Source organism: Marinobacter sp. JSM 1782161, assembly GCF_011421605.1.
In the GTDB taxonomy this organism is placed as follows: Bacteria; Pseudomonadota; Gammaproteobacteria; order Pseudomonadales; family Oleiphilaceae; genus Marinobacter_A; species Marinobacter_A bohaiensis.
The window spans coordinates 1110051-1124253 of the sequence record NZ_WSSA01000002.1; the positions used below are offsets into that span (position 1 = coordinate 1110051).

At 51.8% G+C, this 14203-nt stretch carries 10 protein-coding genes; all 10 read right to left on the reverse strand.

Features of this window, described 5'->3' with window-relative positions; genetic code table 11:
• Window positions 1-29 precede the first annotated feature (29 nt).
• The 10 genes from GQB00_RS04895 to wecC all read right to left on the reverse strand — a co-directional run bounded on the left by GQB00_RS04895 (window position 30) and on the right by wecC (window position 14112).
• The gene (locus GQB00_RS04895) at window positions 30-1007 is read right to left on the reverse strand and encodes an NAD-dependent epimerase/dehydratase family protein (RefSeq protein WP_165855391.1); all 978 of its coding nucleotides are present in this window, start codon (window positions 1005-1007) and stop codon (window positions 30-32) included.
• Window positions 1004-2230, reverse strand: coding sequence for a glycosyltransferase family 4 protein (locus tag GQB00_RS04900; RefSeq protein ID WP_207950610.1), 1227 nt, complete (start codon window positions 2228-2230; stop codon window positions 1004-1006). Before GQB00_RS04900 ends, GQB00_RS04895 begins: the two co-directional genes overlap by 4 nt.
• 15 nt (window positions 2231-2245) lie before the next feature.
• Window positions 2246-3379 carry a glycosyltransferase gene (locus tag GQB00_RS04905; RefSeq protein ID WP_323127279.1) on the reverse strand — a complete coding sequence of 378 codons (1134 nt, stop codon included), beginning with the start codon at window positions 3377-3379 and terminating at the stop codon, window positions 2246-2248.
• Window position 3380: 1 nt separating this feature from the next.
• A complete protein-coding gene (locus GQB00_RS21710) occupies window positions 3381-5252 on the reverse strand; it encodes an ABC transporter ATP-binding protein (RefSeq protein WP_207950611.1) in 1872 nt (623 codons plus the stop codon).
• An 8-nt stretch (window positions 5253-5260) separates the two neighbouring features.
• Window positions 5261-6046 (reverse strand): ABC transporter permease, encoded by a 786-nt coding sequence (locus GQB00_RS04915; protein WP_165855393.1) that lies wholly within the window; start codon window positions 6044-6046, stop codon window positions 5261-5263.
• Window positions 6034-8403: a bifunctional glycosyltransferase/CDP-glycerol:glycerophosphate glycerophosphotransferase gene (locus GQB00_RS21995; RefSeq protein WP_165855394.1), complete on the reverse strand. Its 2370-nt coding sequence runs from the start codon at window positions 8401-8403 to the stop codon at window positions 6034-6036. Before GQB00_RS21995 ends, GQB00_RS04915 begins: the two co-directional genes overlap by 13 nt.
• A gap of 56 nt (window positions 8404-8459) precedes the next feature.
• The gene (locus GQB00_RS04925) at window positions 8460-10499 is read right to left on the reverse strand and encodes a glycosyltransferase (protein ID WP_165855395.1); all 2040 of its coding nucleotides are present in this window, start codon (window positions 10497-10499) and stop codon (window positions 8460-8462) included.
• Between the two features lie 54 nt (window positions 10500-10553).
• Window positions 10554-11738 (reverse strand): NAD-dependent epimerase/dehydratase family protein, encoded by a 1185-nt coding sequence (locus tag GQB00_RS04930; protein WP_165855396.1) that lies wholly within the window; start codon window positions 11736-11738, stop codon window positions 10554-10556.
• Between the two features lie 63 nt (window positions 11739-11801).
• The gene (locus GQB00_RS04935; RefSeq protein ID WP_165855397.1) at window positions 11802-12833 is read right to left on the reverse strand and encodes an SDR family NAD(P)-dependent oxidoreductase; all 1032 of its coding nucleotides are present in this window, start codon (window positions 12831-12833) and stop codon (window positions 11802-11804) included.
• 25 nt (window positions 12834-12858) lie between these two features.
• Window positions 12859-14112 (reverse strand): UDP-N-acetyl-D-mannosamine dehydrogenase, encoded by a 1254-nt coding sequence (gene wecC, locus GQB00_RS04940; protein ID WP_165855398.1) that lies wholly within the window; start codon window positions 14110-14112, stop codon window positions 12859-12861.
• Between the last annotated feature and the right edge of the window lie 91 nt (window positions 14113-14203).

Here is a 14203-nt window from a genome sequence, read left to right on the forward strand (position 1 = left end):
AGAGCAGACTAGAGATGATGTAACCATCCTTACGATTGGATAGCGCCAGAACTGGCCATTGTCTTTCGTATGCCTTCTTCAAATTCTATCGGAGCCTTCCAACCAAGGACCTCTTGCGCCTTGCTTGAGTCCAGTTGAAGTGAGCCTGTCAGTCTCTCGATCATTGCCTCTTTCTGGGCAAGGCAGACCAAAGGCCTGACCCATCGCCAGGGAAAACGAAATAGACCCGCTCGGCGTCCCAAAGCAGCCCTCATCAAGCGAATCAGCTCCGAACTAGAAGGATCGTACCCGTCACTCAAAAGGAAAAGCTGACTAGACGCAAAATCGACAGCCAACACCGTAGCGAGAAAATCACATAGATTATCGATGAACAGAAAACTTCTCGCGTTTTCTATTCCGCCGAACGGAAGTGGCCATCCTGACGCGGCCAACCTCATCAATATCTCGAAGTTGCCCTTTACACCGTATCCGTAAATCAGTGGACAACGCACGATAATAACGTCCATATCCGTCGAGCGGGCTATTTCCATCAGCCCCTGTTCAGCATCCCATTTTGACCTCGCGTATGGATCCTCAGGGCTGGGAACACTGCTCTCATTAAAAGGGCCGCGCCCGGAGGTCGACTCACCGTTTACTTTGAGCGAGCTTATGAAAACAAAGCGGCTCACACCGGCCTCGGCAGCCAATCGTGCCACTCGCAAAGTCCCCTCAACATTGATTCTATAGACCAGCTCTTCCGCCACTCCCGCAGATGACGTCAAAGCTGCACAATGAACGACGCTCCCCATACCTGCCAGCGCGTCGGGCCAATGGTCATCGTTCGATAAATCACAACCGGCCATGCAGAAGATATTTTGTGCCGGAGATTCAATCCGCTTTCGGCAGGCAGCTCGAACTTCAAACCCTGATGACTGCGCGAGATACCGGATCAGTGAATCCCCAACGAACCCGGTTGCGCCCGTTACAAGCACCTTTCTATTGATACCACCGGAACCCACCTCAATCACACGGAATCCCCTTGTGCCAATGTAAGAATGTCACTGGCCATATCATCCATAATGCGTTCACGTGCAAATTTCTCGATAAATAAGGGACGCTCATAAGGCCGAATATCCAAAGCCTCGAACGCACTGACAGCAGCGTCAACATTGGTGGGATCAAAAACACAAGCCCCCTCCACTTCAGTTTCGAGAAACTGGCGCGCATACCCACTCACACCGGCAAGCACCGGTTTACCAGTAGCGGCATACTCGAAAATTTTAGAGGGCAGAACTCTTTCAAAGGCCGGCACGTCATTGAGGTGTAGGAAAAGCACGTCCGCGCGCCGATATTGCTCCATCAATTGCGACCGCGGCACCGCTCCCACAAAAGTGACATCGGCCCCAACATTGGCACAACTCTCCATAAGCCTCTGTAGAGTGCCTCCGTCGCCAATGACGGTAAAATGTGCTCGGCCCTGAAGACGTTTTGCAAGGTCCGGAACCACCATCTCCAGCCCCTGCCCCGCACCAATGTTGCCAGCATACACAATCTCTACAACGCGCACTCCAACCGCTGGGGGCTCAGCACACTGGAAACGGGCAGCATCGAGGAATTCCTGATCCACCCCATTGGTAAAAAAACGATAGTCCCGTCGGTTGTAACGAACTTGGAAGTAGGTAAGAAATCCACGAGATACCAGATTGACCCGATCCGCCTTATCGATGGCGTATCGTTCGAGCCTACTAAACACCCGTAGCATGGGGCCGACCAGAGGACGGGGAAACACGTCGCCAATCGTTTCCACGAAGATGTCCCGAATATCCAGATATAACCGGGCCTGGAGTCGCGAAGCCAGATAACGTCCAAGTACCGCCGTCATTAACCGCGATGATGTGGCAATCACAACATCGTACTGAGCGCTTTTGGTCGCACGACGGCTCAAACGAGCAAACCGGATAAACGACCGAATCTGCCCCAAAATACCCCAGCGTTGTTTTGGTAAAGATAGGCGAGTCAGTGAATAACGGGGATCCTCTGCTCCTACGTTCTCCGGGGTATGGGAGCGATACCGGTTAGGTTCGGTCGTCAACACATCGATCTGAATATCGGTGCCTGTCTTTCGAAGCATCGCCTCAACGAGCGCCTTGGCGCGAAAAGATCCCGCAGAAAGATCAGGCGGGAAATAATAAGTCACCAGTAAAATTTTCAAAGGCAAGCGATAAAACTCCAGATCTGCTTGAGCGAACATCTAGACATTAAGCGGTCAACGTAATTCCCTGTATACACTTAACAAAATCCTACTCTCTTCTGCCCAGTCGAACGTTTTGGCAAAGCTCTTTCCCTCCTCCGACAACGTACACCTGAGCCCCTCCTCACTGTGTAGGCGACGGATGGCCTTCACCAGCACTTCAACACTATCCGGCTCTACCCATAAACCACCTTTGCCTTCGACGAAAGCTCTCCAAACCGGAAAGTTCGTGGCTATAAAGGGCAGTCCCCAAGCCATGTACTCAAAGAGCTTGCTGGGTCTCGCCGTTGCGTGGTCACCAACGTCACTCAATACGGCAAGCCCCGCATCCGACCGCACCATGTGCGCAAATACGCTTTCATGCTGCTGCATGCCGAGATAGTCCACATACGCCCATCCCCGTCTTTCCTCTGCCCGCACGAGACAGGGCTCTAGCTCTGGTCCCATCAACCAAAGCCGCACAGCAACGCCTTCGCTATTAAGACGATCGAGCGCGTCGACCATGACGAACAACCCGCGGCCTGGTGACAGCCCGCCCGCGTAAACGAGACGAAACACTTGCTCATCACGCTGCACCTGCCCCGCGGTTACCAAAACGTCCTGACGCATCTTCTCCGGAATAGACGGTGCGTTACGCAGCAGGTGTGTCCTGGAAGAAAACGTAGACAGTTGGTTGTCCTGGGTAACAAATGCAGCCTGAACCAAACGGCTCAGTGATCGCTCTGCGAAGGATATAATCCAGCTTAATGGCCTACGAAGGTATTTGGGCAACCACTGCCTCGCCATCAAGCGGCGGGAATAATCTTCATGGGTGTCGTAGATCACTCGTTTGCCAAGCAGCCTCAAGCAAAAAGCAAGCGGGATCATATCCGGGTTGTGGAGGTGATAGATGTCTGCACGAATCAGAAGGGCTTGCCAAAGTACCAAAGGCAACTTCACAAAACGCCCGATCCGACTTCCGGCACGCGGCGCCGGGATGTAGGTCACACCGTTCTTTTCTGCCTTACCCTGCTCGCACCGCATCAAAGCGGTCACGGCGTAGCCTGCCTCAGCTAGAGTTTCAGCTTCGCGTACTACCCGATTCCCCCAATTCCTGTGAACCGGGGCCAACATCAATACAGTAGGGTGCCTGCCATCTCGCTGAGCCATCTTATTTGAGCCGGTCAGCAATGCCTGGATGATCTGCCAGCCACTGGTCTGGGTTATCACAGAACGCCCGGTATTCCAGCATCACGTCATCCGGTCGACCGGTCATCATCAGGTTACCCCGCTCCAGCCAGACGACCTGATTACACAGCTTACGAATCTGGCCGGCACTGTGGGACACCATCACCACGGTATTGGCATGCTCCCGCATCTGGCGCATTCGGGCCTCAGCCTTGTGCCTGAACGCATCATCGCCAGTCGACAATACCTCATCCAGAATCAGTACGTCGGGCTTGATCACCGTTGCGATACCGAACGCCAGGCGACTTCGCATGCCCGCGGAGTAAGTTCTTACCGGCTCTTCAATAAAGTCCCCAAGCTCAGCAAATTCCACAATTTCGTCAAAGTGCTCACGAATCTGACGCCGGGACAACCCCAGCAACGAGGCGTTGACCATCACATTGTCCCTGCCCGATAGCTCGTTGTTGAAGCCGACTCCAAGAGACAACAGCTGCGCCTTGCCCTTCCGCTCTACCTTACCTGTATCAGGCTGCAGAATTCCCGCCAATAGCATTCCCATCGTGCTCTTGCCGGAACCATTTCGCCCGACCAGTCCCACCACATCACCGCGATGAATCTCCAACGACACGTCTTTCAAAGCACGAAAATCGCCACGATGCCGGTCTCGACCAAACCAGTGATGTACCTTCGATACCCGTCTGTATGCCAGGGATACGGTATCCACGGTAATCACGGGCTTGTCGCCGGGCGAGTGCTGCTGACCTGTTACCGATTCCTGCAAGAGTTGGGATTCCGGCCCCACATCCTGATCGTTGTCCTCGTCATGTCCGGTACCGGATGGGTCTTCTAATGCCTTTTTGTTATCCGGCACAGCCGGCTCTTCTGGCGCCAGGTTCAGAATCCGCGTTCCTTCCCAGGAAGGCTTTGGCAACCCCGCCGGATGCGCTGCAAAATAAAAGGGTGCAGGAGCAACCAGACCGTCGATACCCGGAAGTCGGTGGGTCTGGGCCTCTGCTCCCGTTTCAGAAAACGACATGATGCACGGCTCGAGCTTCTCGGCAGGATCCGCCGAAAAATTGCAGGCCCCTGCGTAAAAACGACCATCGGCATACCACAGGCCTCTCGCCTTGATGGGTCGCGTTTCGCCTTCAAGCAACGGTGCGAATACGCGAGTTTGCGGAGCGCCCCCCGACCCCAAAGGCTGAATCCGCAACGCCGCATCCTGAACATCCAAAACTGCTAGTGCCCTTGGGCTGAGAGCTCCCGAGTGGGGCGTAGGCAGCCCCTCAGCCACAACCTCCCCGGTGTCGTAACGAAACACCAGCCCTTCATCCGTCCCATTTGCAAATGCTACGGTGACCAGCACATCGTCGTCAGGGCCTTCAAACAACCCCCTTATATGTCCTGCTGAGTGGGAGACCCCAAAATGGTCCGGCGCAAGCGTCCACAGATGCCGACGCGCCAACAAATGACCATCGAGATCCAGCTCGTCCACGCAGGCCAGCTTGTTGAACGCCACCAGCAACCGCTCCCTTTTTGCACAATAGAACAGAGCGAGAAGGCCATCAGCGGGACTCTGAGCGAGTTGCCAGTCTGGAAGCCGAAGGGTTTGAACAAGAACAAATATAGGCGCCGCCTCGCCGGCGTCGCGATCAACCTCATAAACCCGAATCGACGTGGGTGTTGCAACGTAAAGGCGCTCGCCGACAGCGCATAGCCCACGAAGTTGAGGTGCGAGCGGCTCGTCCGACAGGTCTTCAATCTGCACGTATTCCAGCCCTCGAGCCGGGCTAAACACCCCCAGGGCACTGCGATTACTCAGACGCGAATGCAGCGAAACAATAAACTGACTCATGAACCGATTCACAAACTTTTGATAATGCTGTTAGAAGATCGCCGCAAATACATCAACCCAAGCTGCAACACCAAGATGGCTCCCCCCATCCATCCCAGCCAATGCCACGCATTAAAGAGCTGACCATCGAGGACAACGCCCCGCATCGACTCAATCACCCAGGCCATCGGGTTCAGGTTAAAAAGGGTCTTGGCCACTTCCGGAACATTCTGAGCTTCGAGCACCCGCGAAGCTGGATAAAGCACAGGGCTCAGGAAAAAACCCGCTCGCAGCAAATATCCGACAAACTTCGCGGTATCCGCCAGAAAAACCTGGGTCACCGCCATGAGTACACCCACCGCATAAGCCAATAGAAATATCAACACCAGCAAAGGCACAATCGCCAGCGTTTGAGCCCCCAATGCGGAATAGGACCAAAGCGACACAATCGCCATGCCGATGGCAGCAAAAAAGAACTGCACTGCGCACGGGACCGCTATCAGAATCGCCATCGGCGTACTGGTCTGGCGGATAATGCCCCGTTTCCCTGTGATCGCGCCAACGCACGAGGATACGGAACGGGCAAAGAATTGCCAGGATACGATCCCACACAGCACAAAGAGGTGATAATTTTCTCCACCTCTCTGAAAGACAACCCGAATGATGAAGTAATAAATCATCATCATCACCAACGGATCCAGAAACCACCACAACCAGCCGAGTCGGGCAGACGCCACGGTCGATTTGATGTCCATGACCCAGAGCGCGGCCAACGCATGGCGATAGCGCCGCAAATCAGTCATCAATTGGAGCATAGTTGCTCCCTGGCACCTTCTGCTTCCTCTTGCGCCGCAACCACAGCCCGGAACGTACGCTCGCAGTTGCCACCGTCACGGTATTCGAACAATTGGGCGACCCGGCGCTTTTGCTCGTCGGTGATAAAACACTGATTCGCCAGAGTCTCACGAAGCTTGGAGAGGACCTCGTCCTGAGTTTCAGTGATGTCCAGCGCCAGTTCATGAGCGTAATCGAGGTGTGGCGGGCCGGGCGGCTGAGCTTCCCACTCCACCCGATCAAACATGTACCCGATGACCGGCTTATGCTGGTAGAAGAAGTCGTACATGACACTGGAGTAGTCGGTAACCAGAACATCAGCTTCGACAATCATTTGGTGCAGAGGCTCATCCAGGTTCCTCAGAATGTGCACCCGCCCTGCTCCACTCTCAAACTCATCAATAAAGTGCATCATGTTGAAATGGGGGCGAAAGTACAGTTCAAAACCGAACTCCTCCAGCAACGCTGCCAGCTCCGGACTGGTCACCAGACTGTTCCACGCGTGGTAATAACGGCTGGTGCGAATAGCATCCTGCCCCCGCAACCAGCGCCGCCAGGTGGGGGCAACCAGGATCTTGCGTCTAGGCTCTGCCGGTGGCTCGGTCGGCAGATTATCGAGGCGCGCGATCCCGGTCAGCATCAACTGGTCTGGTCGAAAGCCGTAGTGAGGCTCTGTAAGGAAGGCTTGCTCAATGCGATTGGAAATGACGATCTTCGAAAAATAGGGATAGTTGGCACGGGTATAATTCATCGTCTTGTTCCCCGCCACACCATGCTGCAGGAACACGTTCAGCGTGTCCTCATAAAAGCGCGGAAACAGTTCAAATGGGTAAGCCAGCCCTCGAAAGCTATCCGTTGACAACAGAACACGTGCGGTACAAAGCAACCACGCATGTCGAAATGAATACCGGTCGACCACCTGCCCCAATCCAGAGACCCGATCACGGTGGGGTGACCGCTTATCAATCACATAATACAGCGGCACCGACGGTTGATTTTCACGAACGTACTTGAAAAAAAAGTACCCGTTGTCCTCCGCGCTACTCCCCACGCGCTCATCCATCAACCAGTTGGATTTTTGCGTGGGCGTCACCCATCCGCGAAGGCCGGAAAGCACACGCGCTACCAGAAACAGAAACATGGGCCGCCACTGGGTGTGCCGGAGTACCCGAACAACCCGAAGGCCTGATAACGCCAGTCCGCTAAGACGTCGAAACACCCTTGACCGCTGCAGTTGGGCCAGCTTCTCGTACTGGCCGACGCCTTCATACTGAAGCTGCATCATGGGCTCGAAGAGTTGCGCTTTCACGACTTCGGACTTCAAAAGATGAAGATAACGAGGCGAGTGCGGAGCCGTTTCGTAAGCCACCAGCGCTTCATACTCCCTCCCACTGAGCATGATGATGCGTATTTGCTCATGAAGCGAGAAGTCATCGGCGGACCGCATATCGGCTGGAGAGAGCTTGCCAATCAGTCGACCTACGATGTCAAAAACGGCCAATTGTTCATCGTACGAGGCCTGATTAATCACCCTCTTGAACCGATTCCCCACCAGTTTTCTGACTTCAGATCGCAACAGCCGCTTATAAATATGCAGTGCGTCTTTCTGGCCAAAAGACGATTCAAGCCCTTCGGTGACGGCAACGCGATCTTCGAAGAACTGTGTGGATATCCGACTCGTGCGGGAATCCGTTCGGCCCCGATAGTTATAAACCACCTCAGGCACAATCGAGATCACATCGCAATTCAGGTACATCCTCGCCATGAAATCAAGGTCTTCGCCGGCCGTGCCCTCCGGAAAACGCATGGCATGCTTTTCAATAGTTTCGCGACGGATCAGTCGATTGCAGGCGCTTATGTCCTGAATCAGGGAGGGCATTTCCTCGAGAGTCGTCCGTTCAATCAAACGGTTGAACTCTCGCTGGTGCACAGGCACTCCGACCCAGCGACGCCACTGACTGAACGACTGCTGAATGCCGCAAACCATGTCGCTGTTACAGCGCTCTGCCACTTCGACCATGTTTTTAAGTGCATCGACTGGAAGTGTATCGTCAGAGTCCAGAAATGATACGTAGCGGCCATTAGCATGATCAAGTGCTAAGTTACGCGCCGCTCCTTGCCTTTTTCGATCCTGCCTAAACAGTTGGATGAATGAATGTTTTTTTGCATAGTCTTCAACAATTCCGTCACCGCCGTCTTCTGACCCATCATCAACGACAAGAATCTCAACTTTTTCTTGCGATTGACTTAAAACTGAGTCTAAGCATTCTACAATAAAATCTCTCGTGTTATATAAAGGAACTATCACGGAGACAAGAGGATACGCAACCTTTAACACAAAACATACCCTTTATATTCAGAAACGATCACTACCCACAACACCTTTAAAGACTTTTATTTTCTCACGACCAACCTGATCACATTTAAAGGCAATCGAAATGCATCCCAAAAAGGGTTCTTGATTGCTTTAGCGATATATAGCGACAAGCGATACACGCGAGAACGCTGAATCTTCTTCAACTTTTCTTCATTCTTTTTGTATTTGGCCAACTCACGCTTGACTAACTTATATTTGGCCATGGGCTGTTTTGCGAATTCCCGCTCCTCAACTTTAGAGCGGTACAGTTTAGTTTCTAGCCAGTTTTCGGGAACAAAGCCCTCTCGCACCCCTTTGATAAACTCCTGATCATAAAGCTCAGCGGACAGCAGGTAGTCGTCTTTATGTTCGAAGGTTTCACCAACACTATTCAATACAATATCTGAATAAATAGAAAACCCCCATGGAGCATGGGCAATAACTTGCTCGGTATGAATCGTTTTCTTGAACAAGAAATCCTGATAAAGCCCTTCTCCCTGAACCAAGGCTTTGAGCCAGTATTCAGGGCGTGCAACACAAACTAACGGCATACCTTGCTGCTTAGCGAGAATAGAAAACCGCAGATCAACCATTACATCAGGAAAAAAATCTTCACTGGTCACCTTTAGCCTATCAGTATGAAACGCGAACGTACCGGAGCCTATCAAGTTAACAAACCGATCACTATTAAGCTCTTTTTGGAACGGATACATTGCATACCTCTCATAGTACCATTCCGGATATTCAGGCAAAATCGACGCATGAACAGAAACGCCCACATTGTCGTTATACTTTCGCAATGTATCAACCATGACTGAAACATAGTCCGGTGGATACAAAATATCATCGTCAAGGGTAAAGAAATAACAACTACCCACATCACTCAAGCTGAAGATCTTTCCATTGGCGCTCAAATCCACAAAATCTTCGCTAAGAAAGACAGAAAACTTACTAGATTTTAAAAATTCGGGGACTTCCCCATATCCGTTCAAATAAACATATATATGATCAAATTGATCTTTTACACTTTCAATGCTTTCACGAAAAACATCTTCCCTAGCTTTAAAACTAGCCACGCCCGCAACAACACCCCACCCCTCGCTAAAGGAAACCTTTCTTTTCCTTCTTATATACAGGAACGGATCGCTTTGTTTTAAAGCAACATCCCTATTCAATCGTCTTAACTCACCGTTCCTCTTCCTCTCTACAGATAATTTCTGGAACAAGTCATCCGCCTTTTTACCCAGGGAGTCAACGGAAAACTGAAGAAAATCATACCGGGACAAATACTCCCTACTACGACTTGCGAAATCAATTAACTCTTCAAGAGTTATCTCACTGTTTGCGTACAACTGAATAGCTTTATATAAATCAGCAGCCTCACGATCGGAATCATCATTAGCAACCGCGGTTCTCAAGCTACCGTCTATTATTGCCCTACACTGACTTTTATCTACCGGCGACAAAGGCACATCTAAGTCGCCAGCTAGCCGCTCGATTGTTTGATCAGTCTTTGAAAACCAGTCATCGTAATCGTAAATATATAGCTCAGAACCTGCATTCAATATCGCATCAGTATATCGCGAGATCCATATAAGACTGGAAATCTCAGCAGGCACGCCATAAGCCTTTTTGAAAGACTCAGCAACCTCAGAGGGGCGCCTCAAGCTCACAAGGTAAAGCGGATGTACATCGAGATCTTTAAAAATCCTCTTCCAAAGAGGCAGTAACTTTGCAGTTACAGGCTCCTTAAAGCCCCAAAAATGAGATCTCCTCATCTCACTCTCAACATGAGCTTGTAAAATTTCCCTAGAATCTTTCGTGAACTGGCTATCAAGCCAATTGTCAGGCATTGGCAAGAAGCTCAACGCGGAGCCATTTCGATTAAAATAGCGAAGTATAGAGCGGCTTTTCTTTAAGATGTTGGTATCTTCGAAGGCCCCCTTTTTGTTTGTTTCATTAGGGCCAACAAGATCGCCGGATACGGAAACCCCCAAAGAAGATGCTAGATTCATCAAAAGAGAAGTGCCGCTCCTTCCGGCACCCAACACAACAACAATTCTTTTGTTAACTAGCATCGATCCCCCAAAAAACTCTCTGATTAAACGCCAAGCAAGATCACTTAACTTCCACTACCACTTAATACCCTTGAAGATAACATCTTTGCGAATTGAGCCCTTATGTCTTTCGACCACACGGAACATATCAGCCATCACCTCATCGGTCAGATAATGCGGCTTCACACCCAGCTCGATCAGGCCTTGATAAGTCGGATTGTAATAATGCTCTTCAGCTTCTTTGCGAGGGTTCTCAAGGTGATCCACCTGAACGTCATACCCCAGTTGCTGACCAACCCGCTGAACTTTCTCTGCAAGATCATTCGCTGAGAAGGTTTCCATGATCTGGTTGAAGATCCGAAGTTCACCAGCCTTTGCCGGGCTCATTTCCGAATGATGGACGCACTGCAGCGTATCCTTGAGGTTCAGGTAGCCACGCGTTTGTCCGCCTTTGCCGTAGACCGTCAGCGGATAGTCAACTACTGCCTGGACGATAAAGCGGTTGACGATGGTTCCGAAGACTTCGTCGTAGTTGAAGATCGTGTTCAGGCGCGGATCGATGGCGGCCTCTTCGGTTTCAATACCATAGACCGGGCCTTGCATGAGGTCCGTTACCTTAAGATCCCACATGCGAACGCCAAACCAGAGAAGATCGGTATCCATCACTTTGGTGGTGTGATAAATCGAACCTGCAGCGCGAGGGAACAAGAACTTTCCTTTCCGGCCCTTGTGCTCGATTTCGAGCCAACCTTCTTCGATGTCGATGTTGGGAGTGCCGTATTCGCCCATCGTGCCCAGTTTGATGATGTGGGTGTCACGTGAGAAATCACGGACCGCGAACATCAGGTTATTCGTGACGCGCAGGTTGTTGACGATCGTCTGGTCGGCATGAGCATAGTCGATCAGTGAGAACGGCGCTGAGGGCTGCTCCGCGTAATGAATGACCGTCTCGGGAATGCCGGTGAACGTCTTGTTCACGCACCAGTTGTAACTAACGGAACCGTCAAACAGTGAACGCATCACCTGAGGCTCGGCCAGATCGCCGATTACCACTTTGATCTCGTAGCCAGTTTTCTCGTGCCAGATCTTGGCGCGCTCCATGAGCGTGGGGACCGGGTAAAGCATGCCCACATCCAGATCCTGGCAGTTGTTGCGACGCAGATAGTTGTCCACGACGGTCACCTCATGACCGCGCGCAGAGAAGTACATAGCTGTCGGCCACCCCAGGTATCCGTCACCACCAAGAATCACAATATGCATATAAAACTCCAGAAATCTTATTAAATCAGTTTGTTGCCATAAGACCGCACGGCACAAGTGGCATCAGAGCAATTTGTTGTCTGTCAGGAATTGCGCGAGCTCGTCATGATCCAGCGCGGCTTCATTAGCTGAGTTGTATGGGTTTTCCACTTTGTCAGACACGATGCCTTCATAGCTGTAATCGATGTCGGCAAACCGCTTCATGATCGCGGGCTTGATGACAAAATACCGCTCAAGCTCAATCGCCCTTCCCGTCTCTTCGCCGGTCATGAGTTCTTCGTAAAGCTTTTCTCCAGGCTTAACGCCTATTTCCTGGATCTCAATACTCTTTGGATCATGTCCATAGTCAGCAGCCAGCTTATCAATCATGACCTCCGCCAGATCCTTGATCCGGATCACCGGCATCTTGGTCACAAAAACCTCGCCGCCTTTGGCCAGCATCGCGGAATCGATGATCAGTTGGACGGACTCTTCCACACTCATGATAAAGCGCGTCATCCCCTCATGCGTCAGCGTCAGAGGGCGGCCATTGCGGACCTGTTCGCGGAAGATGGGAATAACGGAACCCCGGGATCCAAGGACGTTGCCGAAGCGGGTGGAGGCGAAAATACAGCCGGACTTGCGGAACTCGACGTTGGCGGCAGTCGTCAAACGTTCTCCCATCAACTTGGAAGTTCCCATGACGTTAGTGGGGTTCACCGCCTTGTCCGAGCTCGTGAAAATCACCTTTGAAACGCCCGCATTCACCGCAGCGCGAACAACATTGTCGACGCCCATGATGTTGGTTTGGACCGCCTCATGGGGTACCTGCTCACACAGGATAACGTGCTTGAATGCTGCAGTATGGAAGACGATATCAACACCTTCCATTTTCCGCGTCAGCGCACTTTCATCCCGGATGTCACACAGGAAAAAATGGACGTGCGAATGGTCACGATACTTCTCGGTCTGATAGAAAAGCTCGCTCTCGTTGTTGTCAAGCACGACCAACTCGTTGACGCTGTACTTATGAATCAACTGATTCACCAGCTCCTGGCCAACCGTGCCGCAGCCACCTGTAACGAGAACGGTCTTGTCCTTAAAAAAATCAATCATGCCTGTCTCTCTATATATCTTCTATTTAATGACGATTGAGCAGTCCGCAAAAGTCCATCACACGGGCGTGATCGCGAAACGATGCCAATAAGCTCTCAAACTGCTTGTGCGGAACCAGAACGACAACAACATCAGCCTGCAGAGCCGATTCCGCGCCAACTAATTCGACGGAAACCTTCAGCTCCGCCGGGCGCCTTGCAAGGTTTGGCTCGACTGCAAGTAAGGTAAGGTCACTATTTTCTGCCAAAATGTTGGCTATCTGAGCAGCCGGGCTATTCCGCATGTCATCCGTATTAGCTTTGTATGTCAGGCCGAACAGGCCGACGGACACGTTTTCTTTATCAGGCTGCAGGGCCGATAGCTGTTCTTTGATTTTTGCAATGACCTTTCCTGGCTGATCGTCGTTCACATCCCTGGCCTGGCGGATTAAACGCGCTTCCGATGTCGCCTGGGAGACCACAAACCAAGGGTCGATGGCGATACAGTGGCCGCCCACGCCCGGCCCAGGGTTCAGGATATTTACCCTCGGATGCAGGTTGGCTAGCCGAATCAGCTCCCAGACCGAAACACCCAACTTGTCACAAATCACCGACAACTCATTGGCGAATGCTATGTTTACATCCCGAAAGCTGTTTTCCGCGAGTTTGCACATCTCCGCGCTACGAACATCCGTTGTGATGCACTTCCCGGACACAAAGAGCTCGTAGAGCGATTTTGCCCTGTCAGCGCAGCGGCTGCTGAGCCCGCCAATGATGCGATCGTTATGGACCAGCTCGTGGATGACCTGCCCCGGCATCACCCGCTCTGGGCAATGCGCAATATTAATGTCAGCCGAGTCACCCGCAGTTTGAGGAAACGAAAGATCAGAACGCGCTTCTGCAAGCATCTCCGCCATGCGTTCAGTCGTACCCACTGGCGAAGTTGACTCGAGAATAACGAGGTCGCCCACTTTAAGAACCGGTGCAAGGCGCTCTGCGGCCTTGTCGATATACGACAGGTCCGGCTGATTCCCGGAAACCAAGGGGGTGGGGACAGCAATGAGGAAAGCGTCGGCGGGCTCAGGCTCGATCGTCGCCTGCAGATAACCCTCTTTCACTGAGGCGTGCACGAGCATATCGAGATCAGGCTCCACAATGTGGATCTCGCCCTTGTTGATGGTATCAACAGCGTGCTGATCGATATCAACGCCAACGACATGTTTTTGCCGTGAGGCGATCACGGCCGCCGTTGGCAGGCCAATATAACCCAACCCAATGACGCAGATTTTATGGAAACTCATAGTAGCCGCTCTTTGTATTCAGCGTCGCGGCGCCACGGCATTGAAATCAGCAACATTTTGTGTCCAGCATACAGTTTGTTCAGCGACGCCC

Bases quoted from the DNA above. Each gene is read 5' to 3' on its own strand.
- GQB00_RS04900 (WP_207950610.1), bottom strand. From the start codon at position 2,230: ATGTTCGCTCAAGCAGATCTGGAGTTTTATCGCTTGCCTTTGAAAATT.
- GQB00_RS04905 (WP_323127279.1), bottom strand. From the start codon at position 3,379: ATGGCTCAGCGAGATGGCAGGCACCCTACTGTATTGATGTTGGCCCCG.
- GQB00_RS04935 (WP_165855397.1), bottom strand. From the start codon at position 12,833: ATGATTGATTTTTTTAAGGACAAGACCGTTCTCGTTACAGGTGGCTGC.
- wecC (WP_165855398.1), bottom strand. From the start codon at position 14,112: ATGAGTTTCCATAAAATCTGCGTCATTGGGTTGGGTTATATTGGCCTG.
- GQB00_RS04915 (WP_165855393.1), bottom strand. From the start codon at position 6,046: ATGCTCCAATTGATGACTGATTTGCGGCGCTATCGCCATGCGTTGGCC.
- GQB00_RS04925 (WP_165855395.1), bottom strand. From the start codon at position 10,499: ATGCTAGTTAACAAAAGAATTGTTGTTGTGTTGGGTGCCGGAAGGAGC.
- GQB00_RS04930 (WP_165855396.1), bottom strand. From the start codon at position 11,738: ATGCATATTGTGATTCTTGGTGGTGACGGATACCTGGGGTGGCCGACA.
- GQB00_RS21710 (WP_207950611.1), bottom strand. From the start codon at position 5,252: ATGAGTCAGTTTATTGTTTCGCTGCATTCGCGTCTGAGTAATCGCAGT.